The organism is Empedobacter falsenii, assembly GCF_013488205.1.
Classification (GTDB): domain Bacteria; phylum Bacteroidota; class Bacteroidia; order Flavobacteriales; family Weeksellaceae; genus Empedobacter; species Empedobacter falsenii_C.
This window is the reverse complement of the sequence record NZ_CP040908.1, coordinates 1,110,761-1,134,105: the sequence shown is the minus strand read 5'-3', so window position 1 is coordinate 1,134,105 and position 23,345 is coordinate 1,110,761. Positions and strand designations below refer to the sequence as shown.

The following is a 23,345-nucleotide window of genomic DNA, read 5'->3' as shown; positions in this document are numbered from 1 at the left end:
GCTTTAACCGCATTATATAAAGATATATATCTTATTTTAATTTATAACAAAAAAAAAGGCAATTTCTACGTAATTGCCCTTTTATATTGTGTTTAAAATTACTTACGTAATCCTAATTCAGCGATAATCGCACGGTATCTTGTGATATCTTTTTTCTTTAAGTAGTTTAATAACGCTTTACGCTTACCAACTAACATAACTAATGATCTTTCTGTGTTAAAATCTTTGTGATTTTTTTTCAAGTGACCAGTTAAGTGGTTAATTCTGTAAGTGAATAATGCGATTTGCCCTTCTGCAGATCCTGTATCTGTTGCAGATTTACCATGCTTTGCGAATAATTCGCTTTTTACTTCTGATGTTAAGTACATGCCAATATTATTTAATAATTATTATGTAATGAGGTGCAAATGTACAACTATTATATGAAATAATAAACTTTGTACAAAAATAAAAGTGACCGATTGGTTAATTCGATCACTTTTTAAAAATTTGGTTTAGTTTGATTTAGATAGATAATAGAAAGTGATATTTTAATTTTCTACTAAATCGAATAGGTTTGTTAGTTGTAAAAGACTTGCTTTCACGATTTTTGGTTGGTAGGTTAAAAAGTCGGCTTATTTCAATAATTAAATATAGGTTAGTTAATAATTATTAAAATAGGTTTAGGTAGGCAAGATTAATCTTCTATAATTCGTATTCTTTTATTTGTTATTATTTTAATCGGATAAACTACTTTTTCGTCCGCAGTTTGTATTGTCATACATATATTGTTAATAGCAATTATCACACCTTGTACATCATCTTCGATGATAATTCTTTGTCCAATTTCAAAATTTCTATTGGTATAAAAGGACAATAATAATCTGTAAATAACGTCTTTTGATCCTAATCCAAACGCGATGGCTAATGTCAAGAACACCGACCCTAAGATTAAGGATAAATTATTCGTAATTAAATCTGTATTAACTCCAGCTTGATTTAATGAAGTAACAATTGTAAATATCAAAATGATATAAAAAATGATATTGCTAATAATATTTGCTCCGTTTAAATCAATTGATTTTATTAAACTTCTCAAAAAAGTTTTGATATAGTTAGCTAAATAAAACCCTCCAGCAAATATCAATACTGCACTAAAAAATTGTGGAAGATAATCTACAATTCTTCCTATTTGGTTAGAAACAACTGTTAAACCAAAAATATCTGAGCCAATAATAATAATCAATAAGATGATAAACAATCTTACAAATTGTAATATAATCTTAGATGGATCGACTTCTATTGACGAATTTTTTAATGCTTCATTATTATTTAATGCTTTTTTTAATTTATCTATTTTAGATAATTTCAATATGTACTTGGTCAATATTAGAATCAATCTTAGCAAGATATATGACAGGATAATGAATATAATACCTCCTACAACTTTAGGAAAAACGAGTACCATTTCTTGATATAAACTTTCTAACAAGCTAAAATTTAAACCTATATTCATATAATCTATTTATAGTTAACCTTCTTTATCTTTTTTGTTCGGTTTGTTAGTTGATTTTTTTCCGATTCCGAAGAAATTTCCAATTGTGCTTGGATATTTTACTGAAACCAAATCGGCTACCTCCAACGATAATTTTATTAAAGCAACATCATCCATAACTTTTTGTTTTATTGTTTCTGGAAGCTTTTCATTGGCTAGTATAGTCTTAAAAGGATTTTCCATTTTACAAAGCGTTATAAATTTTTAGTAAACGATTTTTTGCTCTATTCAATCTCATCTTAGTTGCACTTTCACCAATCTCTAAAGTTTCTGAAATTTCTTTGATTGAAAATTCATCTTGATATTTCATGAGTAATATAGATTTCTCTTCGACATCCAACTCCTTTAGGGACTGCGTTAGTTTTTCGATTTTTAATTCAAAAATTTCTTTGTCATCAATAATTTCATCATTATAGTTATCAACCAAATCATCCGTTACCGAATAATTTTTTCTTTCTTCTTTTATCTTTCGTTGCACATGATTGACACAAAAATTATATGTAAAAGAATATAACCAAGTAGAGAATTTAGATTTTGATTGATATGTTTTCAGTTTTACAAACAACTTTACAAATATATCGTGCGTCATATCTTGTGCCTCAGCTTGATCCTCTACAAAACTCAAACATTTATTATATACCGTATGTGCATACCTATCATACAATATACCGAACAAATGCTGATTTTTTGTTTCGACAATCTTATACACCAAAATGTCATCTGCAATATTTTCTATAGAATCTTTTGACATTTTAACTGCTTACATTTATATGACACACCTATTCCTATTTGGTCACTTGTTTTTTTTGATTTTTTTATATTTATTTTAAAATAGCTTTAACTTAAACGAATATCTATCTAAAATACAATAATATATAAAAAAAACCGACAAATAAAAATTTATCGGTTTTTTTATAAAATAATAATTGTTACGAATTATTTCTCCAAAACATCTAAGACATCCTGAAAACCTCCTCCATTAAAAATTTCGTCTACACCTTGTGCTTGTAAATATTGTGCAGCTTGACCAGAACGGTTACCACTTCTACAAAAAACCACAATAGGTCTTGACATTTCTTTAAACTCCTCTACTCTCGTAGGAACTTCTCCTAATGGAATATTGATCGCATTTGGAACAAATCCATCTGTATCCAATTCAAAAGGCTCGCGAACATCTACTAATGTTACATTAGCATTGTTTATTGCTTCAACTGTTGTCATTTTAATAATTCTATTTCTATTTTTTATCCAATCAATAATTTTGCCAAGCATCTTACCAAATTCTAATACGGTCTTTTGGTGCTTTGTACAATTTATCTCCTGGTTTTGTTTTAAACGCATCGTGGAACGCATCAATATTAACGATTGGTCCAAAAGAACGGTAATATCCAGGCGAATGTGGATCTGTTTTCACTTGATTTACTAACGCTTCGTCAGTCGCTTTTGTTCTCCAAATAGTTGCCCAAGATAAGAAGAAACGTTGTTGCGGAGTATATCCATCTATATTTCCGTAAGTTCCTTTATCTTTCAAATACATTTGTAATGCATCAAAAGCAACAGAAGCTCCTCCTAAATCTCCAATATTTTCCCCAGATGTAAATGTACCATTAACGTGTGTTCCTGCTACTGGTTCATAACCATCATATTGCGTAGCCAAAGCTTTAGTAGCTTTTGCAAATTTCTCTTCGTCTTGTGGTGTCCACCAGTTTACTAAGTTACCATCACCGTCAAATTTAGCTCCCGAATCATCGAATCCGTGAGAAATTTCGTGACCGATAACTGCTCCAATTCCACCAAAGTTTACAGCTGCATCCGCTCTATAATCATAGAAAGGTGGTTGTAAAATTGCTGCTGGGAAAACAATTTCGTTATTAGTTGGATTAAAATATGCATTTACAGTTTGTGGCGACATTCCCCAACGAGTTTTGTCAACTGGTTTTCCAAAATCTTTCAAGTTTTCTGCTTGACGCCATTTGCTAATTGCCATTACATCTTCAATTAAGTTTCCTCCATCTGCCAAAGATTTTACTTGTAATCCAGAATAATCTTTCCATTTATCAGGGTAACCAATTTTTACAGTAAACTTGTTTAATTTTTCTAACGCTTTCGTTTTAGTTGCGTCAGACATCCAATCTAATTCTTTGATGTGTTTGTCAAAAGATTTGAATAAATAACTGATTAATTCTTCAGCTTTTGCTTTTGCCTCTGGTGGAAAATTATCTTTCACATAAATTTGTCCTAATAATTCTCCTGTTGCGCCATTTACAAACGCTAAACCTCTTTTTTCTAATGGACGTTGCTCTTTTTGACCAGATAAAGTTTTTCCGTAAAATTCGAAATTAATTTTATCTAAATCAGATGTTGAATAACTTGCATAAGAATTGATTAATTTAAAACGTAAATAATCCTTAATCAAAGGTAAATTCTCTTGATTTAAGATTTTATCTAAATTTTTATAATAATCTAATTCACCAATAATTACCGTTTCTGGATTAATTCCTAACGCTTTTACATAACGCTCAATATCAACATTTTTCGTTAAATTTTTAACTTCTGATAATTTTACAGGATTGTACGATTTATTTGGATCACGATCTTCTTCAACAGTTTTGATGTATTTCGCCATCATTTTTTCGAAAGCCACAATTTTTGGACCTTTCAAATCACGTGTTTTAGAACCTGTATAAGGCATCAATTGATCGATAAACTTGTTCAAATTAGCTAAAGTTTCAGTGTTTTTAGCATCTTCTTTTTGGTAATATGTTTTACCTAAAGTCAAGTCAATATCTCCTAAATAAACAGCATTTTGTTTACTATTTTTAAGGTCAGTATAAACATAAGCACCATAAAAAGGGTTCTCTCCGATAGCAGCTACATCGATTAAATAATCTTGTAAACCTTTCATATCTTTGATTGCATCAATCTGCTTAAAATATTTTTGTAATGGCGCCAAAGCCGTTTTGTTGCGCGCATCAATATTCATATACGCATCATACAAATCCGCAATTTTTTGCTCACTTGTTCCTTTAGCGTGTTTCGTTTTAATAAGATCTTTCACTAATTGCAAAGTGACCTTATCCGTATTTTCTCTTAATTCATCAAAACTTCCCCATCTTGCTCTATCAGAAGGAATTTCTGTAATTTTCATCCAATTACCATTTACATAATTATATAAATCATCTTGAGGACGAACAGACTTATCCATATAATTTGGATTAAAAGCCTGATATGATTCTTGCGCAATTGCCAAAACAGAAGTACATGCAAATGCAGCAACAAATAGTTGTTTTTTCATATTTCTACTAAGTATTTTTGATATGATATGTCGAAATTAATACGACGTTTGTTACAAATTTACTAAATAAAGTATTAATTATTCATTCAATTTTCAACACTTTTTGATGATAAAATAGAACAATTTGAAGATTTTAAATCAAAAACATCCTATTCTGCAAATTTATTTTTCAAAAGAAAGCTTATAAAACAGAATAATATTCTATAAACAACTTCGTGAATATACTTTTTTAACATTAATAAGTCGAATTATATATTAATATCTAAATATTATTTTGTTATATCCAAATTCAATAGAAAATTTTTAAATTTGACACCAAACAAAAGTAACTTTTTAAAATGGAAACCGATACGATTTTGATCACCGGCGCTTTAGGACAAATTGGTTCTGAATTGGCTGAGAAATTAAAAACCATTCATGGAAAAAATAATGTAATTATTTCTGACATACGTGATCCTAAAGATGTTGATTACGATGGAATTTACGAAGTAATTGACGTAATGGATGCTGATCGAATAAAAGAAGTCATTGCAAAACACAATATTAAAACTGTTTATCATTTAGCGGCTCTACTTTCTGGTACAGCTGAAAAAAATCCAATGTTTGGTTGGAAATTAAACATGGACACTTTACTTACTTTCCTTGAATTAGCGAAAGATAAAGTAATCGATAAAATCTTTTGGCCTTCTTCTATTGGCGTTTTTGGTCCAGATACACCAAAAGACAATACACCACAAAATACAATTCAGACTCCTTCTACGGTTTATGGTATTTCTAAATTATCAGGAGAATATTGGTGCAAATGGTACCAACAAAATCATAATGTAGACGTTCGTTCTGTTCGTTTTCCTGGTCTTATTTCTTGGAAAACTCCTGCTGGAGGTGGAACTACAGATTATGCTGTTGATATTTATTACAAAGCAATCGAGGATGGAAAATATACTTCTTTCTTGAAAGAGGGAACTTATTTACCTATGTTGTATATGGATGACGCTATTAATGCAATTGTTGAATTAATGTCTGCTGATCCAAAACAATTAGGTGAATTTAAATCTTATAATTTAGGAGGTTTAAGTTTTGCTCCAGAAGATTTAGCAGCAGAAATCAAAAAACATATTCCAAATTTCACAATCGATTATGCGCCAGATTTCCGTCAAGCTATTGCTGATTCTTGGCCTTCTTCTATCGATGATTCTGTTGCAAAAGCAGATTGGGGATTCGAACCAAAATTTGATATCGATAAAATGACAACAACAATGTTAGATAATTTGAAAATAAAATTAGGTAAACCTTAATTTTTTCTTACAATACAATATTTTAGGAATGCTCTTTGATAATTTTTTGGTTAAAAACCACAAAATATGTCAGGAGCATTTTCTAATTTAAAAAATATCGTTCATCTACTAAAATCTGTTGATTTAGAGCAATTAAATAAAATTTCTCAAAAAGTAGATTTACCTCTTTTAATGGAAAACTTTTCGAAACTCGATGATAAACAACTTCAAGGAATGATGAAAATGTTAAATCCAAATAAAAAACACAAAGAACTTCCTCCAATTGATGGGGATTTCTACGATGTTTTCCACACTTTAACTCCAGAACAACGCGAATTACAGTTAAAAGTAAGAGCTTTTATGGAAAAAGAAGTTAAACCAATCGTTAATGATTATTGGCTTCGTGATCAATTTCCTTTCGAATTAATTCCAAAATTTAAAGAACTCAACATTTGTGGCGTCACTTACGACGGTTATGGTTGTCCAAATTTACCTTTTATTATGGAAGGTGTTTTGGCTATGGAAATGGCTCGTGTAGATGCCTCGATTGCCACTTTTTTTGGCGTACAATCTGGCTTATCAATGGGATCAATTTATATGTGCGGATCGGAAGAACAAAAAGCAAAATGGTTACCACAAATGCAAAAATTTGATAAAATCGGAGCATTTGGACTAACTGAACCCGAAGTTGGTTCTGGTGCAGCAGGAGGTTTAACCACAACATGTAAAAAAACAGAAGAAGGTTGGATTTTAAATGGTCAAAAGAAATGGATTGGTAATGCGACTTTTGCAGATTTAGTCATTATTTGGGCAAGAGATTTGGATGATGGAGAAGTAAAAGGTTTTATTGTAGAGAAAGATAATCCTGGTTTTTCTGTAGAAAAAATCAAAGGAAAAATGGCTTTACGAATTGTTCAGAATGGCTTGATTACTCTGAAAGATTGTTTAATTACTGAAGAAAATCGTTTACAAAAAGCTAATTCATTTAAAGATACAGCAAAAGTATTGCGAATGACAAGAGCTGGAGTTGCTTGGATGGCAACTGGCTGCGCGCGCGGAGCATATGAAAGCGCTTTGGATTACACACGAAATCGAAAACAATTTGGAAAACCAATTGCTTCTTTTCAAATGATACAAGGACATTTGGTCGAAATGTTATCTAATTTAACAGCAATGCAAACTTTAGTTTTTCGCTTATCTGAAATGCAAGATGAAGGAATTTTACTAGACGAACACGCATCTTTAGCAAAAGTTTTTTGTACAATGAGAACACGAGATGTTGTTTCACGAGCACGAGAAGTAATGGGTGGAAATGGAATATTATTAGAGCATGACGTCGCTCGCTTTGTTGCCGACTCCGAAGCTATTTACAGCTACGAAGGCACAAAAGAAATCAATTCACTTATTGTAGGGCGTTCTATCACAGGATTTAGTGCATTTGTTTAAAATTAAAAAAGCTGAGCAACCTACTCAGCTTTTTTGTTGTTTTATATTTTGACAAAACCTATATCTTAGGCTCTTGTTGACTTAAACAATGGAAAGATCCTAATCCCCAAATAATATCTGTAGAATCAATTCCTACAACTTTACGATCTGGAAAACATTTCTGAATTATATCCAAAGCAATCGCATCTTTTACACAACGATAGGTTGGAACAATGACAGATTTATTCGCGATATAAAAATTTGCATAAGAAGCAGGTAGACGCTCACCTTCGCAATAAACCGCATCCGGCATTGGCAATTCGATAATGTTTAATGGACGTCCATCTTCCAATTTCATTTCTTGCAATTGGCGAAGATTCACTTGCAACAATTCGTAGTTATCATCCGATTCATCTGTTTCAACAACCGTCAAAACTGTATCTTCATTTACAAAACGAATTGTATCATCAATGTGTCCATCCGTATCATCACCAACAATTCCGTCTTCTACCCATAGAATTTGCGAAACTCCGTAATAATTTCTTAAAAATTCTTCGATTTGTTCTTGCGAATAATCTGGATTACGATTTTCATTCAATAAACAAGATTTTGATGTCATCAACATATCTTTTCCATTGAATTCGACTGAACCTCCTTCCATAATAATTCCAGGATGAAAAACAGGAAGATTAAATTCTGCACCAATTCTTGTTGGCACAATATCATCATTTTCGAAAGGTGGATATTTTCCTCCCCATGCATTGAAACCCCAATCGACAATAACTTTTGGGTTATAAAGATTGTTTTTATTTAACAAAAATGCAGGACCATGATCGCGACACCATGCATCGTTTGTTTCGTTGAAATAAAACTCAACTTGTGACAAATCAGCATTCGTTTTTTCGATAAAAGATAAAGCAAATGCTTTCATTTCTTCATCTTTTACATTAATGCGAACTTTTTCACCTTTTGATAATTCAGCAATAAATTCAGCATAAGCTGGATAAATTAAATGAATACGATCTGGCCAAGATTCTTCTTTGTGTGGCCAAGACAACCAAGTTGCTTCGTGTTCTTCCCATTCGGCAGGAAATCTATATCCTAAATCTTTTGGGAATTTTGATGTATCTATAGTATTCAATTTTATTTCTTTTCTAAAAGTTTAAACGTATTTTCGATATGTCCAGTAGCTTTCCAATTGTCATGTCCTGGAATAACTTGTTTAATCGTTGGATGTTTTGCAACTAATTTGTGTACTGTTTTTGGCCATTCAGCAACATTAGCTTCGCCTGTATAACCTAAATTTACAGCATCAGCACCTTTTATCAAACAACCCCCGTTCAACACTTTATATTTCGGAAACCAAACCACAACATTATCAGAAGTATGTCCTTCTCCAAAATATTCAACAACAAATTTTTCGTTACCAAATTTGTATGTTTTCCCTAATTCAATCTCAAATTTAGAAGTTGCTTTTCCTTCCTTTTTTAATTTAGAATTGGTTAGAGAAGTTGCATAAGTAGGAATATTCAAATCATTATAAAAACTCAAATCTCCTGCTCTATCATCATGCGAATGTGTTGCAAAGACAGCGATAACTGGCAAATTATACTTTTCTTGCAACATATCATTTAACTCTTGATACTGCGATTTCTGCCAAGGAACATCAAACAAAACAATTCCTTTATTCGTTACCAAATACATTCCATTTGCATTATACTCAACACCATTAAACGAATTAAATGTTTGATAAACAAATAGATTATTATTAATCGAATCAATTTGAATTGGTTTTATTTGACCAAATGCAAAACTTCCTATCAATGCAATAAGTGAAAATATTTTTTTCATTAATCTTCGTCTATAAAACGTTTTGTAATTGGTTGATAAGAATCGATTCGGCGATCTCTTAAGAAAGGCCAGTGTTTACGGAAGAAATCAGATTCATTCAAATCCAATTCAACCACTTCTGTTTCCTCTTGATCATGCGTTGCCAAATACAACAATTTTCCTTGTGCATTTGTCGCAAAAGAACCTCCCCAGAATTTCATCGCTCCATCTTGCTCAAAACCAACACGATTTACAGAAATAACTGGAACTCCATTCGCAACCGCATGTGAACGCTGAATTGTTTGCCAAGCATTGTATTGATCTTGATTTGTTTCTTCGTCTTGCGTTGTATCCCAACCAATCGCAGTAGGATAAAATAAAATTTCCGCACCCATCAATGCTGTAATACGAGAGGCTTCTGGATACCATTGATCCCAACAAATTAATACCCCAATTTTTCCAAATTTAGTATCAAAAACTTTGTAACCTAAATCGCCTGGTGTAAAATAGAATTTTTCATAAAACGCAGGATCATCTGGGATATGCATTTTACGATATTTTCCTAAATATTGTCCATCAGCATCTAAAATAGCTGTTGTATTGTGGTATAAACCTTGCGCACGTTTCTCGAATAATGAAGCAATAATTACAACTCCTAATTCTTTTGCTACAACTGATAACGCATCTGTTGATGGTCCAGGAATTGATTCTGCTAAATCGAAATTGTCGTAATCTTCGACATCACAGAAATATAATGAGGTAAACAATTCTTGCAAACACACAATTTGAGCGCCTTTTGCAGCTGCTACTTTTATTTGTTCGATTGCTTTGTTTAAATTTTCTTGTTTGTTATTAGTACAAGTCATTTGTACCATTCCAACTTTAACTTTTGCCATTTTATAAATAGGTCTAAAAATAAAAATGAATAATAATTACAAAATTAAGAAATTTAGTATGACATAATCTATTAGAAATGATATTTAAGAATATTTTATGTTCAAATGAGATGAAATTTAAAATTCTATCAATCTATCTAACAATGCTATTTTGAGAACAGATTTAAGAAAATTTTAAAAAAAGTTTACCTAAATATTATAATTTTTAACAAGTCTTTATTAAATTGTAACTTCTAATTTTGTCGCGTAATAATTTAAAACATGAAAAAATTAATTGCCCTTTCTTGTCTTTTTAGCGGAATATTTATTTCAGCTCAAAGTCAAGAAAGTTACATTTTAGCAGAAAATTCTGCCTCTTCATCCACTTCTATCTCTACAAAAAAAGTAACTTATGACGACCATTTAATGGCAGCAGAATCATTCAACGTTCCAATCGTTAAGAGTTTTGATGATATTGAAGGTTTAGTTGCTACAAAAAAATTAGTTGCTATTCCTGAGGAAGGAAATGGGTACACAATTGAGAAATTAACACATAGTAAAGCTTTCTTAAACAACAGAGCTAAAACTGTTTTAGAACGAATTGCTTCAAAATTTTTGGACGAAAATAATGCTACAATTACTGTAACTTCACTTACTCGTTCAGAGGAAAGTCAAGCAAGTTTAAGACGAGTAAATAGCAATGCTGCAAAAGATGAAAGTTCTCATAACTATGGAGCTTCTTTTGATTTGTCTTATACAAAATTCAATAATAAATATTCGTATAGCAAAACTCATCGTGATAATTTAGAAGCAATTTTAAAACAATTACAAGATGATGGCAAAATTTACTATATCAAAGAATATAGACAACACTGTTTTCATGTAACGGTTCGTAATCCTGATCAATTTAAATCAACAACAATGTAATATATAAAAGTTCTTTTCTATTTTTGCAGAAGAGAATTGAATCATGAAACAATTTTTAACAACGTTTTTTATTTGCTCTTCTTTATTCGGTTACGCTCAATCGCGAGTTGTTATAGAACCTTCTAAAGAATATGTTCAGCATTTGAATGCCGCAAAATCTCATAAACTTGAGCTAATTGATGGTGATAAAAAGTTGAACAAGTACATTAATCAAGGTAAATTGGTTAAAATAAAACAGCGTGGTTATGGTTGGCGAGTTGGAGATTTAACACATAGTCATTCATATCTTATTCCAAAAGGTCGAGATATTTTGACAAGTATTGCAAGTGATTTTGTAAAAGCAACAGGTCAAAATTTTTTCGTTGTTACATCGATGACACGAACGCTACATGATCAAAATCGTTTGAGAGGAATTAATAAAAATGCATCTTCTAACGATAGTTCGCATAATTTTGGTGCTGCTTTTGATATTTCTTATGTTAGATTTAATCATAAAATTAGACCTGATTCTAAACTAGAAAAAGAATTAGAACAAGTGCTAAAAAATTATGTCAGAACAGGCAAAATTTACTACGTAAAAGAATCTAAAATTAGATGTTTTCATATTATCGTTCGGAATTATTAAATTCTGAACGATTTTTTTTTGTTTGTAAATAATAACTATACAATAACCCTATAAACACAAACAAACTACAAAAACCAAATAAGTTTGACATTCCAAATAAACTGATAACACCACCAATTAGAGGTCCTGTAATTCCCAATGAAATATCAATAAACAAGCCGTACGCAGCTAAGGCAGCTCCTTTACTATTGTCCGAAACCAACGCTACAGCTTCTACTCCCATTGCAGGGAAAACTAATGAAAAACCAATTCCTGTAATTCCAGCACCAATAAGAGCTATAAATGAATTTGGTGCGCTAAAAAGAATTAACAGACCTATCGTTTCGACTATCATGCAGATAATTCCTACTTTTAATCCTCCTAATGTATTAATTGAACTATTAAAAAATAATCGTCCTACGATAAATAATAAGCTGAAAACACTTAAACATAAAGCTGCATTTGACCAACTATAAAAGTCGTAGTAAAGTGTTATAAAATTGGAAATTCCTCCAAATCCAAGACCTGCCAATGCTAAACAAATTCCAAAAGGAGCAACTATTTTCAATACACTTATAAATGGTTGCGGAACTTTTGAAACTGCAGTTAATATATTTTCTTTATTTCTAGCTAAAAAATAACCTATAATCGCACAAACAATACTAAACAAACCAATAAAACCAAGTCCAAAATATTGATTTAAGATCACTCCCAATGGTGCGCCAATTGCCAATGCGCCATAACTTGCAACACCGTTATAAGAAATCGCTTTAGCTGTATGTTCTTGTCCAATTTTTAAAATTGCCCAGTTTATCGGACTTCCACCTACCATTCCTTCTGCTGCTCCAGTAACCAATCTCGCAAGTACAAGAATAGCTAATGACAGAAAATGATTGTTTCTTGTAAAGTAACAAAAGTATAATAAAACTCCAGCTAAAATAAACAAACTCATACTTAATAAAACGGCTGGTTTAGGACCTTTTGTATCTACAATTTTTCCCGCATAACCTCTCAAAATAAAAGTTGTCACATATTGCAAACTAATTACAATACCCGCTACAAGCTCAGTAAAACCTAATGTTTTTGTAATAAAAATAGGTAAAATAGCCAAAGGCAAGCCTATCAGTAAATAACCTATAAATGAAAAACTTACATAACCTATAATTTGCATGAAAATTTGTCGTGAATTCATGCTTAATTTCTCTTCCATAATATAATGCAATCGGTTGCAAATTTAGACTATTTAATAATGAAAGACAATTATTCATCCATTATTAACTTTGAAAATATGTTATTCTTATTTACTTAAATTTAATCTTTACTTATTGTTGTGTTAATCCAAAACCCGCATAAAATATAGAATTTTAGCATCTACAAAACAAGAGATTCACACAATGAAAAAAATCGTATTATCGCTGGTATTATTTGGAAGTTTTTATACTTCTGTCAACGCTCAACAACTTGCTAAAGGAATTATTTTTGAAGATAAAAATCAAAACAACAAATTCGATAAATCGGAAAAACGTTTATCGAATGTACAAGTTAGTAACGGAAAACAAGTTGTTTCGACAAATGATAAAGGAGAATATCAAATCGAGATTGATAACGAAACTATTTTGTTTGTCATTAAACCAACAAATTACAAAGTTCCGACAAACGAATTCAATCAGCCACAATTCTACTACATCAACAAACCTAATGGTTCTCCAAAATTAGAATATGCAGGTTCTACTCCTACTGGAAACACTCCAAAGAGTATTGATTTTGCTTTAATTCCTACAAAGGAAAACGAAAAATTTTCTGCTTTAATTTTTGGTGATCCTCAAGCTTATACAGAAGAAGAAATAGAATATTTCTCTAAAGGTGTAATTGATGATGTTAAAGGAATTAAAGGAATGGAATTCGGACTTTCTTTAGGAGATTTGGTTGGTGATGATTTGAATTTGCATCCATCTTATATAAAAGCTGTTTCAAAAGTTGGTTTGCCTTGGTACAATGTAATGGGAAATCACGATATGAATTATGATGCAAAAGAAGATCAATATTCGGATGAAACGTTCGAGAAAAATTTCGGACCAAATAATTATTCATATAATATCGGTAAAGCACATTTTATTGTTTTAGATGATATTTTATATCCTGATCCTCGCGATGGAAAAGGATACTGGGGAGGTTTCCGTCCTGATCAATTAGAATTTATTAAAAATGATTTAAAATTTGTTCCAAAAGATCATTTAATCGTTTTAGCATTTCATATCCCGTTGCGTGACACACGTCCAGAAGATAGAAATCAATTATTCGAATTGTTAAAGGATTACCCAAATACAATTTCAATGTCTGCTCATACACATTTCCAAGAACAGATTTTTTATGCAAATCAAGATGGTTGGCAACAACAAAAACCTCATCACGAGTACAATGTTGGAACAACTTCTGGTGATTGGTATTCGGGACCGAAAGATGCAAAAGGAGTTCCAGCTTCTACGATGCGCGATGGTACACCAAAAGGTTATGCTTTTTTACATGTAGATGGTAATCAATATAAATTTGATTATAAAGTTGCAAATTCACCAAAAGAAAAACAAATCGATCTGTACCACACAAAAAAAGTAAAAGAAGGTAAACGCAATCGTGCTTTTTTATATGCTAATTTCTTTATGGGACATGAATCAAATAAAGTGGAATATCGTGTAAATAATGGTGAATGGAAAGAGATGAATTGGGATCCAACAGTTGATTACAATTATATGGAAACCATAATGAAAATTGATAATGCAGAAATTACAAATATTGGTAACAGACCTTCTGCTCCAGAAATTTCGAAACATATTTGGTCTGTTCGTTTACCGAATAAGTTAAAAGCTGGAACTTATCCAATTGAAGTTCGCGCAACCGATTTGTACGGAAATACTTTTACAGAAAAATCTTCTTTCGAAGTTATCAAATAATCGTTTTATACACATCTTGATGAGCCACTTCAAACGAAGTGGCTTTTTTAAATAAAATATTCCACAATTTATTCATGTTAAATAAAAATCAATAAACCTTTACTCAAATGTAAAACTAATATCAAGACCTCTATTTTAGTAATGTTTACTTAAAAATCTCTTAACCATGAGTTAAACAACTTCATAAACAGAAGTTCTAGTTTTGTTAAAATTTTTAACACATAAACATTTCATTTTTACAGTCATGAAGCAATTAAAATTACCACTACTTCTACTAGGTGGATTTTTAAGTTTACACGCCAATGCTAAAACTTATACCAAAACAGATTATCATCAATCGATTTCTCAAGATCAAAATCCAATCAAAGGTCAAATCGTTGATCAAAACGGATTAGGAGTTGCAGATGTAGAAATCATCATCAAGGGAACATCTTTTAAAACATTTACAGACGGAGATGGTTTTTTCGAATTTGTTTCAGTAAATGTTGCTCATCCTACATTATTGGTAAATTCATCTCAACACAAATTTATTGAATACACACCGAAAGATATTTCTCAAGTAAAAATTACTTTACAAGAAGAATCTAACCAACTGAATGAGGTAATTGTAACTGCTTTGGGGATAAAGCGAGAGCAGAAAAAATTAGGATTTGCTCAACAAAATATAGGTTCGGAAGAACTTGCAACAGCAGAAGCGAATAACTGGTCTTCGGGATTGAAAGGAAAAGTAGCTGGTCTTAATATTATTTCTGGAGGAAATGGACCAATCAATTCTCAGCAAATTATTTTACGCGGAGCAAATTCAATCGATCAATCAAAAAATTACGCTTTAATTGTCATCGATGGTGTTCCAATGAGCACAGAAATGACTTCTTCTGGAAATAATACTGCTTACATGGGCGATGATTCGCCTATCGATTTTGGTAATGGTATTTCTGATATCAATCAAGCGGATATCGAAAGTGTAACCGTTTTAAAAGGTCCTGCCGCAGCAGCGCTTTATGGAAATAAAGCTGCAAATGGAGCTTTAATTATAACAACAAAATCAGGTAAAAAAGGTAAACAATTAGGTTTAGAATATAAATCAACTGTAGCTATTGACGTTATTAACAATTGGCCAGATTTTCAATATGAATATGGTCAAGGAACTGGAAAGAGTTTCGATAAAAATGGCAATCCTTATTACTCATATCAAACCTCAGCAGATGGACCAAATACAGGAAGTACTTCTTCTGCATTCGGTCCAAAATTTGACGGACAATCATTTTTTCAATATGATCCAACTTTAGAAAAACAAGGGGCTGAAAGAACTTTATGGCGTGCTTATAAAGATAATAGAAAAGGATTTTGGCAAACTGGTTTTACTTTCAGTAATGCAGTTACACTTTCTGGTGGAAATGACAAAGGAAGTATGAGAGCTTCTATTGGACATCAGAAAAATAGCTGGATTATGCCAAATACAGGCTACGAGAATTATACTGCTGCGATTAATGGAAATTATCAAGTGAGTGATCGTATCAAAGTTTCGACTGCCTTAAACTATACTCGAAAAACAAGTGATAATTTACCAGGAACTGGTTACAATAATGGATCTATAGCCTATTTTATGATCTTCCAAAATCCAAACGTAGATTTAAATTGGTACAAACCAATTTGGAAAAAGGATTTCGATGGAGTAAAAATGATTCGCCCATTTAGTTCGTACATGGACAATCCTTATGCTATTGCTTACGAAGCTGTTAATCCATTAAGAAGTAATCAATTGATTGGTAATATTGAAGCCGATATTAAATTAAGTAACAAACTAAGTTTAATGCTTCGTCCTGCAATTAATACCTATACTCAATTGCGCGAACAAAAACGTCCATTTGATATGAATCGTACGCCGAATGGATATTACAAAAGACAAGACATATCTAAAACTGAAACAAATATCGATTTCTTATTAACTTATACTGATAAATGGGGAGATTTTGGTTTCAATGCAAATGTTGGAGGTAATAGAAAAAATTATGAATACAGAAATTTAACGGCTTGGGTAAATGGTTTAGCTTCGCCTGGAGTTTATAAACTTTCGAATGGATTAACTTCTCCTTTTGCAAGAACGTATGATTCTAATTTAAAAGAAAATTCATTATATGGAATGGCTTCATTTGGTTGGAAAGACATGATTTTCGTTGATTTTACAGGTCGTAACGACTGGAATTCTTCTGTTGCAGTAAAATATAGCTCATTCTTTTATCCTTCAGTCTCTTCAAGTTTTATTCTGTCAGATTTATTCAAAATAAAAGGACCAATTAATTACTTAAAATACCGTTTATCATTTGCTAAAGTTGGTAACGGAGGTACAACAGGTTGGACAAATAGATATTACGATCAAAGCGATTTTACAGCATCTGCAGTAGTACCTGGAAGATTATTTAATCCTGATATTAAACCTGAATCTACAACATCATGGGAAACTGGTTTCGAAGCTTTATTATTTAAGAAAAGATTAAGCTTAGATTTTACAGTTTATCAACAAAGTACAAAAAATCAAATCTTCGAATTACCAAATGATATCACAACTGGCTATTCAAGAAGAGTGGTAAATGGAGGAGAGATTGAAAACCGTGGAATTGAAATAGCAGCTACATATTCTCCAATTAAAAGTAAAGATTTTGAATGGAAAATGATAGGAACTTGGTCTAAAAATGAAAACAAAGTAAAATCTTTAGTAGAAGGAATAGAAGGTGATCAAATGATTCTTGGTCAATCTGGAACAGTTTATCAAATTGCTAAAGTTGGCGGTTCTTCTACAGCTCTATATGGTGAAAAATTTGTAAGAAACGATGCGGGACAAATCATTTATGATGCAAAAACAGGTGTTCCACTTAAAAATGGATTAATAGAATATGTTGGAGACGCAACACCTAAATGGAGAGCAGGTTTCACAAATGAAATCAAATTCAAAACATTGCGTTTCAGTTTTACATTAGACGGACAATATGGTGGAATTGTCTATTCACAAACTTATCACAAAATGATGGAGCAAGGAAAATTGGCAGATTCTTTACCTGGTCGAGAAGATGGTTACATCATTGGAAATGGTGTTGTATTGAATGCTGACGGAACTTATTCTCCAAATACAACAAAAGCTGATGTGGCAACTTATTATGCTGAATATAATCGTCGTGCAAATGTAGAATCTAATTCATTCGAAGCTTCATATTTAAAATTAAGAGATGTCAGTTTAACATTTGATTTTCCTAAAAGATTATTATCAAAAACAGGTTTACAAGCATTGTCATTAACAGTTTACGGACGCGATTTATTCACGATTAGTGATTTTCCTTTATACGATCCAGAAACAGCATCATTAAATGGAAATACTTATGTACCTGGAGTTGAAATGGGACAAATGCCGTCAACAGCAACGTATGGAGTAACCTTAAAAGCTTCATTATAATTTACAACATTCAATTTATTAAAATGAAAAAGATTTCAATTCAACTATTTTTTGCCTTCACTATAATTTCAACTGTTTTCTCTTGTACAAACGATTTTGAGAAAGCAAATGAAGATCCAAACTTAATCACAGAAATTAATTCAGGTTCTGTTTTAAATCCTGTTCTTTATGATTTGGCTGAAAATAATGTTTTAAAAAACTACGATATTACAGCTCAATTGATGCAAGTTCATATTCCTTATCCAAGCAATGCAATGGGACTTCATCGTTATGATGTAACAACAGGAACGGGAAATTCGACTTGGAATAATGCCTACACAAATCTTGTTAATTTGGAGGAAATGCTAAAAGTTTCGCAAAAAGCTGGAGATGTCAATTATCAAGCAATTGCATTAACGCTTCGTTCTTTAGTTATTTCTAATTTAACCGATATGTTTGGCGATGTTCCTTTTTCTCAAGCAGCCAAAGCAGAAGAAGGAATTACAAAACCAAAATTTGATACACAACAAGATATTTATAAGCAATTATTAAATGATTTAGAGAAAGCAAATCAATTATATGTAACTAATTTAGGTCTAAAATATGGTACCGATATTTTATTCCCAAGTAGTGAAAAAAACATCAATATAACACGTTGGAAAAAATTCACAAATTCTCTTAAAATGAGATTATTATTAAGAATTTCGAATCGTGATGCATCTGCCTTAACAGAACTTAAAAAAATAATTGATAATCCGACAACTTATCCTATTTTCGAAAGTGAATCAGAATCTGCTATTTTACAAATTTCTGGTTTAGCACCAAGTTTATCTCCTTGGCCAAGAGCACAAGATTATAGAGATAGCCGAACATTCACAACATTTTTTATTGATAAAATGAATGAAACTAATGATCCTCGTTTACCAATTTTAGTCAATAAAGCTTCTAATTTGGATGGTTCTTCATTAGGTTACAAAGGAGTTCCTGCAGCTTACGAAGGAAATAGTTCTGATTACAAATTCAATCCGTCATCTCCTAACAATGCAATTGTTGTCACTCCGATGAAAATTCCATTAATGACTTATGCAGAGGTTGAGTTTATAAAAGCTGAAATGGCTCAAAAAGGTTTAGGTGGTGATGCAAAAACTCATTATGATAAAGCTGTAAAATCTGCTGTACAATTATGGACAAATATCGAGCCAACTGCTGAATTTATGGAGCAAGAAAAAATCAAATACAACAATACTTTAGAACGTATCATTGATCAAAAATATTTTGCTTTATTCTTTACAGATTACCAACAATGGTTTGAATATAAAAGAACTGGTTTTCCAAAATTACCGACAACTTCTACCATGTTGAATGATAAAAAAATGCCTCGTCGTATGCTTTATCCAACAAGTGTTAGAAATTATAATCCAGAAGGCTATCAAAATGCACTTCAACAAATGGGACCAGATAACATCAACACGCGTGTTTGGTGGGATGTAAATTAATTGCATACATTCCACATTTAATAGAAAACGACCTTGTAATTAAGGTCGTTTTCGTTTTATTTGTATCTTCACTAAAAATATCTTTATGCATATCGAAGAATTAAGAGAGTTTTGTTTAGGACTTCCATTGGTCGAAGAAAAATTTCCTTTTGATCAAACTACTTTGGTTTTTTATATCGCTGGAAAAATGTTTTGCCTTTGTGATATTGACAATTTTGATTCTGTAAATATCAAATGTGATCCAGATAACGCAATCGAATTACGTGCAACTTTCGAAGCTGTAATTCCTGGTTATCACATGAACAAAAAGCATTGGAATACCGTTAAAATTCATCAAGATGTAAAAGACGTTCAAATCAAAGAATGGATAAAAGATTCTTACAATTTAGTCATCTTAACTTTACCAAAATCCAAACGACCTGAGGTACTTAAAGAATAATTTAAACTAATTCTTAATATTTTTAGGTTATTTATATAGATATTATCATCTTTGTCTTTCAATGGGGTGCTAAAAAGCTGAGAATATACCCAAGAACAATTTTGTTCTATACCTGATCCAGATAATGCTGGCGGAGGAATTGATGTTAGCAATAACTTCTATCTCCTCATCAAAACAAATTATGATGAAGGAAATTATTTTACAAACAACTTGGCTCGAATGGCTGGGTGTCACTTTTTCTATTTTTCAAGTCGTATTGGCGAGATTCAACAATCCAAAAAATTATTTATTTGGAATTGCAGGAATTACATTATCGCTTTTCGTCATGTTCAATTCTAAGCTATATGCCGAATTCACACTTAATATTTATTATTTAGTAATGAGCATTTATGGTTGGTTGTATTGGAAATTTGGACAACAAAAACACGAAATCGAAATTACGAAAACCAACAAAAAAGAATGGGGAATTGTCGCAGGAATTGTCTTAAGCAGTTTTACTATTTTTTATTTAGCACTCACACATTTCACCGATTCTGACGTTCCTATTTGGGATTCGGTTGTAAGTGCATTTGCTTGGGCAGGTATGTGGTTAATGGCAAAACGTAAACTCGAAAATTGGATTTTATTGAATATTAGTAACATTATTTCAATTCCATTAATGATTCACAAAGATTTGTACTTATACGCTATTTTATCGTTGATTTTATTTTGCGTGGCAATTTCTGGATATTTCAATTGGAGAAAAATTTTGAATGAAAACAATGCTTGATATTCCCAAACTTCGACAAGAATTATTGAATAAAGAATCCTTTAATCAAGTAGTTCTCGATCATATTTATATTCAAAACTGGTTGAATATTTGGGTTCCTAAACAATGCAATGGACTTGGTTTACATTTTTCCGAAGGATTAAAAGTTTTACAATCTGTTGCTAAAATTGACGGAAGTTTAGGTTGGTTTGTAACGCTTTGTAGTGGTGCAAATTATTTTTCTCGAAATTTAAAACCTGATGTTGCTTCTAGTTTATTTTCTTTACAAAAAACGTGTTTTGGAGGAAGCGGAATGCTTGGTGGAACTGCTGAAAAAGTTGGAGATAAATATATCATAAATGGTTTATGGCATTATGCAACTGGCGCTCCTTACCTCACTCATTTTACATTAAATGCGAAAATAATCGAAGATGGAAAAGAAATATTGGACGAAAATGGTGAACCAAAGTTTTTGTCATTCATTTTAAATCAATCTCAAGTTAAATTAATTTCAACTTGGAAATCAATGGGAATGGTTGCAACATCTTCTCATAGTTTTGAAGTAGAAAATGAAATCGTTCATCAAGATTATAGTTTTATTTATAATCAATTTTATAGTGATGATTTGGTCGAAAAAATACCTTTCCGAATTTTTGCTGATTTAACTTTATTGGTAAATTATCTTGGAATGGCTGAACATTTTATCGAAAAAAGTTTAGAAATTATTCATTACCAAAAACAAACAGATTTCGAACATTTCGTTATTAAATCAACTTCGAAAACTATTGAGTTTGCTAAAACAATAGAAAACTTATTAGTAAATAATTCTCCTATTTCAGAAGAAATCGAAACTGAAATTCATTCATTTGGAATAGAAACTGTTGAAAAAATCACTCAATTTATCATTGAAATTTATCCACAACTTGGAATTAAAGCTTCAAAAATCAATGAAGAAATCAATCAAATTTTCAGAGATTATTTTACCGCAACTCAACACCGAAATTTTAGACAAAATATTCAACTCAAATAGTCTATTTATCTATATTTGCAAAACTTTTGACTGCGTAATTTAATGGATAGAATATCAGATTCCGGTTCTGACAGTAAGGGTTCGAATCCCTTCGTGGTCGCTATTTTATTTTTTTTTGCAATTTTTTTTTCATAGTTTAGCATATCACTAATTATTAATTAACACGTTATTATGAGAAAAAAATTACTATCTCTTTTATCGATAGCAGCAGTAGCTGTATCTTTTGGTCAAACTTATACAACACAAAATAGTGGTATTCCATTACAATCCTTTGGAGCAAGAGAATACTCTATTGTAGATCCTAATACAGCATGGATTACTTATTTTGATGGAGCTGGTACTCAAACATATCCTAAATATGTAGGAGTAACAACTAATGGAGGATCAACTTGGAAAGCTAATTTAGTATCTAGTTTACCTTCGAATGCATTAATATCAGATATCGGAGCTGTAAATGGTACAACAGCGTTTATTGTAACAGCACCTGCTTCAGGTTCTGGAGCTGCAAATGGTTTATGGAAAACAACAAATAGCGGAACATCATGGGCTAAAGTTTCAGGAGTATTTGGAACTAGTTCTTTCGGAAATATCATTCATTTCTTTGATGCAAATAATGGTTTGGTTATTGGAGATCCTATTAATGGTAAATACGAAATGTACAAAACGACAGATGGAGGTAATACTTGGAGTACATTAGGCACAGCTCCTTCAACTTTAGTTAGTACTGAATATGGATACGTAGCTGGTAGAGTATTTTTAGGAGAAGATTTATGGTTAACTTCAAATACTGGTAGAATTTTACATACAAATGATAGAGGAGCTACTTGGAAATCTTACTTTTCTCCAGTCGATGATTTTTCAGGTGAAGACTCAAGTGCTAGCATGTCCTTTTCTTCATCTAAATATGGATTGTTAGTAGATAATACAGCTGTATTATGGTTCACTGAAGATAGTGGAGCTAACTGGGATGTTATGTCATCAAATAGTTATTATGATGGAGATATTTCATATATCCCTGGATCTAATGGAATCTTCCTTTCAACAGGATTTAGCTCAGCTTCAGAATTAGGTGTAGGATCTGCTTATTCTAAGGATAATGGTAAAACTTGGACTAAGATTGATGATGGGCAACAAAGATTATTTATCGGAGCTTACGATTGTAAATCTGTTTGGGTTGGTCATTACACTTCAGATACAAAAGGAACAGGTGGCGTTTTAAAATTAAATGATATTCCAGGCTGTACATTAGCGACGACAGAACAAACAGCAACAAAAGTTGAATTAAAAGCTGTTGTAAATGGTGGTACACTTAATGTTATTTCAAACAAAGAAATAAAAAGCGTATTGGTTGGAGACTTAACAGGAAGAAAACTTTCAGAAGTACAATCTAAAGATGTTAATATTTCTGCATTAAAAGCTGGTGTATACTATGCTCGCGTAGCTTATGCTGATGGTGCTTATGGAACAGTGAAGTTTATTGTAAAATAATTTAC

The 23,345-nt window shown here is 31.5% G+C and carries 21 protein-coding genes and 1 tRNA gene; 12 read left to right on the top strand and 10 right to left on the bottom strand.

Features of this window, described 5'->3' with window-relative positions; all coding sequences use genetic code 11:
- Positions 1–98: 98 nt before the first annotated feature.
- The 6 genes from rpsO to FH779_RS05320 all read right to left on the bottom strand — a co-directional run bounded on the left by rpsO (position 99) and on the right by FH779_RS05320 (position 4,829).
- Entirely contained in the window at positions 99–368 is a 270-nt protein-coding gene (gene rpsO, locus FH779_RS05345; protein ID WP_038333654.1) for a 30S ribosomal protein S15, read from the bottom strand.
- Between the two features lie 308 nt (positions 369–676).
- Entirely contained in the window at positions 677–1,495 is an 819-nt protein-coding gene (locus tag FH779_RS05340) for a mechanosensitive ion channel family protein (RefSeq protein WP_180906337.1), read from the bottom strand.
- 15 nt (positions 1,496–1,510) lie between these two features.
- Positions 1,511–1,717: a hypothetical protein gene (locus tag FH779_RS05335; RefSeq protein WP_038333652.1), complete on the bottom strand. Its 207-nt coding sequence runs from the start codon at positions 1,715–1,717 to the stop codon at positions 1,511–1,513.
- A 1-nt stretch (position 1,718) separates the two neighbouring features.
- On the bottom strand, positions 1,719–2,285 hold the full coding sequence (locus FH779_RS05330) for an RNA polymerase sigma factor (RefSeq protein WP_038333651.1): 567 nt from the start codon (positions 2,283–2,285) through the stop codon (positions 1,719–1,721).
- Positions 2,286–2,470: 185 nt separating this feature from the next.
- Positions 2,471–2,806, bottom strand: a complete 336-nt coding sequence (locus FH779_RS05325; RefSeq protein ID WP_244958029.1) for a rhodanese-like domain-containing protein — start codon at positions 2,804–2,806, stop codon at positions 2,471–2,473.
- 1 nt (position 2,807) lies between these two features.
- Positions 2,808–4,829, bottom strand: coding sequence for a M13 family metallopeptidase (locus FH779_RS05320; RefSeq protein ID WP_180906336.1), 2,022 nt, complete (start codon positions 4,827–4,829; stop codon positions 2,808–2,810).
- Positions 4,830–5,167: 338 nt separating this feature from the next.
- Here FH779_RS05320 and FH779_RS05315 point away from each other — a divergent pair, with 338 nt between their 5' ends.
- Complete coding sequence (locus tag FH779_RS05315) at positions 5,168–6,124, top strand: NAD-dependent epimerase/dehydratase family protein (protein WP_180906335.1); 957 nt, start codon at positions 5,168–5,170, stop codon at positions 6,122–6,124.
- Between the two features lie 66 nt (positions 6,125–6,190).
- Entirely contained in the window at positions 6,191–7,549 is a 1,359-nt protein-coding gene (locus tag FH779_RS05310) for an acyl-CoA dehydrogenase family protein (protein WP_180906334.1), read from the top strand.
- Positions 7,550–7,607: 58 nt separating this feature from the next.
- Here FH779_RS05310 and FH779_RS05305 read toward each other — a convergent pair whose 3' ends face one another.
- The 3 genes from FH779_RS05305 to FH779_RS05295 are packed head-to-tail and all read right to left on the bottom strand — an operon-like array spanning position 7,608 to position 10,254.
- Positions 7,608–8,669, bottom strand: coding sequence for an agmatine deiminase family protein (locus tag FH779_RS05305; protein WP_180906333.1), 1,062 nt, complete (start codon positions 8,667–8,669; stop codon positions 7,608–7,610).
- Positions 8,670–8,671: 2 nt separating this feature from the next.
- The gene (locus FH779_RS05300; RefSeq protein WP_150823468.1) at positions 8,672–9,379 is read right to left on the bottom strand and encodes a subclass B1 metallo-beta-lactamase EBR-3; all 708 of its coding nucleotides are present in this window, start codon (positions 9,377–9,379) and stop codon (positions 8,672–8,674) included.
- Complete coding sequence (locus FH779_RS05295; protein ID WP_180906332.1) at positions 9,379–10,254, bottom strand: carbon-nitrogen hydrolase; 876 nt, start codon at positions 10,252–10,254, stop codon at positions 9,379–9,381. Before FH779_RS05295 ends, FH779_RS05300 begins: the two co-directional genes overlap by 1 nt.
- Positions 10,255–10,515: 261 nt before the next feature.
- Between FH779_RS05295 and FH779_RS05290 the strand changes: the two genes are divergently transcribed.
- Together FH779_RS05290 and FH779_RS05285 are read left to right on the top strand one after the other, a co-directional pair.
- A complete protein-coding gene (locus tag FH779_RS05290) occupies positions 10,516–11,160 on the top strand; it encodes a DUF5715 family protein (RefSeq protein ID WP_180906331.1) in 645 nt (214 codons plus the stop codon).
- Positions 11,161–11,203: 43 nt separating this feature from the next.
- Positions 11,204–11,785, top strand: coding sequence for a DUF5715 family protein (locus FH779_RS05285; protein ID WP_180906330.1), 582 nt, complete (start codon positions 11,204–11,206; stop codon positions 11,783–11,785).
- Here the strand turns inward: FH779_RS05285 and FH779_RS05280 are convergent.
- Complete coding sequence (locus FH779_RS05280; protein ID WP_221414073.1) at positions 11,766–12,974, bottom strand: MFS transporter; 1,209 nt, start codon at positions 12,972–12,974, stop codon at positions 11,766–11,768. The two genes, FH779_RS05285 and FH779_RS05280, sit on opposite strands and share 20 nt — an antisense overlap.
- 184 nt (positions 12,975–13,158) lie before the next feature.
- On the opposite strand from FH779_RS05280, the gene FH779_RS05275 reads away from it, so the two are divergent.
- From FH779_RS05275 to FH779_RS05240, 8 genes are all read left to right on the top strand, one after another.
- Positions 13,159–14,712 carry a calcineurin-like phosphoesterase C-terminal domain-containing protein gene (locus tag FH779_RS05275; RefSeq protein WP_180906329.1) on the top strand — a complete coding sequence of 518 codons (1,554 nt, stop codon included), beginning with the start codon at positions 13,159–13,161 and terminating at the stop codon, positions 14,710–14,712.
- A 244-nt stretch (positions 14,713–14,956) separates the two neighbouring features.
- Positions 14,957–18,160 (top strand): SusC/RagA family TonB-linked outer membrane protein, encoded by a 3,204-nt coding sequence (locus FH779_RS05270; RefSeq protein ID WP_180906328.1) that lies wholly within the window; start codon positions 14,957–14,959, stop codon positions 18,158–18,160.
- A gap of 23 nt (positions 18,161–18,183) precedes the next feature.
- Positions 18,184–19,635 carry a SusD/RagB family nutrient-binding outer membrane lipoprotein gene (locus tag FH779_RS05265; RefSeq protein WP_180906327.1) on the top strand — a complete coding sequence of 484 codons (1,452 nt, stop codon included), beginning with the start codon at positions 18,184–18,186 and terminating at the stop codon, positions 19,633–19,635.
- An 85-nt stretch (positions 19,636–19,720) separates the two neighbouring features.
- Entirely contained in the window at positions 19,721–20,074 is a 354-nt protein-coding gene (locus FH779_RS05260) for an MmcQ/YjbR family DNA-binding protein (protein WP_180906326.1), read from the top strand.
- Positions 20,075–20,255: 181 nt separating this feature from the next.
- Complete coding sequence (pnuC, locus tag FH779_RS05255; RefSeq protein WP_180906802.1) at positions 20,256–20,843, top strand: nicotinamide riboside transporter PnuC; 588 nt, start codon at positions 20,256–20,258, stop codon at positions 20,841–20,843.
- Positions 20,827–21,852 (top strand): acyl-CoA dehydrogenase family protein, encoded by a 1,026-nt coding sequence (locus tag FH779_RS05250; RefSeq protein ID WP_180906325.1) that lies wholly within the window; start codon positions 20,827–20,829, stop codon positions 21,850–21,852. The genes pnuC and FH779_RS05250 overlap by 17 nt, the downstream gene beginning before the upstream one ends.
- A 28-nt stretch (positions 21,853–21,880) precedes the next feature.
- Positions 21,881–21,952: transfer RNA gene (locus FH779_RS05245), tRNA-Arg, on the top strand.
- A gap of 71 nt (positions 21,953–22,023) precedes the next feature.
- A complete protein-coding gene (locus FH779_RS05240) occupies positions 22,024–23,340 on the top strand; it encodes a YCF48-related protein (RefSeq protein WP_180906324.1) in 1,317 nt (438 codons plus the stop codon).
- Positions 23,341–23,345: the final 5 nt, after the last annotated feature.

What these genes read in the sequence shown, in the direction of transcription:
- rpsO (WP_038333654.1), bottom strand. Translation starts at nt 368, where the DNA reads ATGTACTTAACATCAGAAGTAAAAAGCGAATTATTCGCAAAGCATGGT.
- FH779_RS05340 (WP_180906337.1), bottom strand. Translation starts at nt 1,495, where the DNA reads ATGAATATAGGTTTAAATTTTAGCTTGTTAGAAAGTTTATATCAAGAA.
- FH779_RS05335 (WP_038333652.1), bottom strand. Translation starts at nt 1,717, where the DNA reads ATGGAAAATCCTTTTAAGACTATACTAGCCAATGAAAAGCTTCCAGAA.
- FH779_RS05330 (WP_038333651.1), bottom strand. Translation starts at nt 2,285, where the DNA reads ATGTCAAAAGATTCTATAGAAAATATTGCAGATGACATTTTGGTGTAT.
- FH779_RS05325 (WP_244958029.1), bottom strand. Translation starts at nt 2,806, where the DNA reads ATGCTTGGCAAAATTATTGATTGGATAAAAAATAGAAATAGAATTATT.
- FH779_RS05320 (WP_180906336.1), bottom strand. Translation starts at nt 4,829, where the DNA reads ATGAAAAAACAACTATTTGTTGCTGCATTTGCATGTACTTCTGTTTTG.
- FH779_RS05315 (WP_180906335.1), top strand. Translation starts at nt 5,168, where the DNA reads ATGGAAACCGATACGATTTTGATCACCGGCGCTTTAGGACAAATTGGT.
- FH779_RS05310 (WP_180906334.1), top strand. Translation starts at nt 6,191, where the DNA reads ATGTCAGGAGCATTTTCTAATTTAAAAAATATCGTTCATCTACTAAAA.
- FH779_RS05300 (WP_150823468.1), bottom strand. Translation starts at nt 9,379, where the DNA reads ATGAAAAAAATATTTTCACTTATTGCATTGATAGGAAGTTTTGCATTT.
- FH779_RS05295 (WP_180906332.1), bottom strand. Translation starts at nt 10,254, where the DNA reads ATGGCAAAAGTTAAAGTTGGAATGGTACAAATGACTTGTACTAATAAC.
- FH779_RS05290 (WP_180906331.1), top strand. Translation starts at nt 10,516, where the DNA reads ATGAAAAAATTAATTGCCCTTTCTTGTCTTTTTAGCGGAATATTTATT.
- FH779_RS05285 (WP_180906330.1), top strand. Translation starts at nt 11,204, where the DNA reads ATGAAACAATTTTTAACAACGTTTTTTATTTGCTCTTCTTTATTCGGT.
- FH779_RS05280 (WP_221414073.1), bottom strand. Translation starts at nt 12,974, where the DNA reads ATGGAAGAGAAATTAAGCATGAATTCACGACAAATTTTCATGCAAATT.
- FH779_RS05275 (WP_180906329.1), top strand. Translation starts at nt 13,159, where the DNA reads ATGAAAAAAATCGTATTATCGCTGGTATTATTTGGAAGTTTTTATACT.
- FH779_RS05270 (WP_180906328.1), top strand. Translation starts at nt 14,957, where the DNA reads ATGAAGCAATTAAAATTACCACTACTTCTACTAGGTGGATTTTTAAGT.
- FH779_RS05265 (WP_180906327.1), top strand. Translation starts at nt 18,184, where the DNA reads ATGAAAAAGATTTCAATTCAACTATTTTTTGCCTTCACTATAATTTCA.
- FH779_RS05260 (WP_180906326.1), top strand. Translation starts at nt 19,721, where the DNA reads ATGCATATCGAAGAATTAAGAGAGTTTTGTTTAGGACTTCCATTGGTC.
- pnuC (WP_180906802.1), top strand. Translation starts at nt 20,256, where the DNA reads ATGATGAAGGAAATTATTTTACAAACAACTTGGCTCGAATGGCTGGGT.
- FH779_RS05250 (WP_180906325.1), top strand. Translation starts at nt 20,827, where the DNA reads ATGAAAACAATGCTTGATATTCCCAAACTTCGACAAGAATTATTGAAT.
- FH779_RS05240 (WP_180906324.1), top strand. Translation starts at nt 22,024, where the DNA reads ATGAGAAAAAAATTACTATCTCTTTTATCGATAGCAGCAGTAGCTGTA.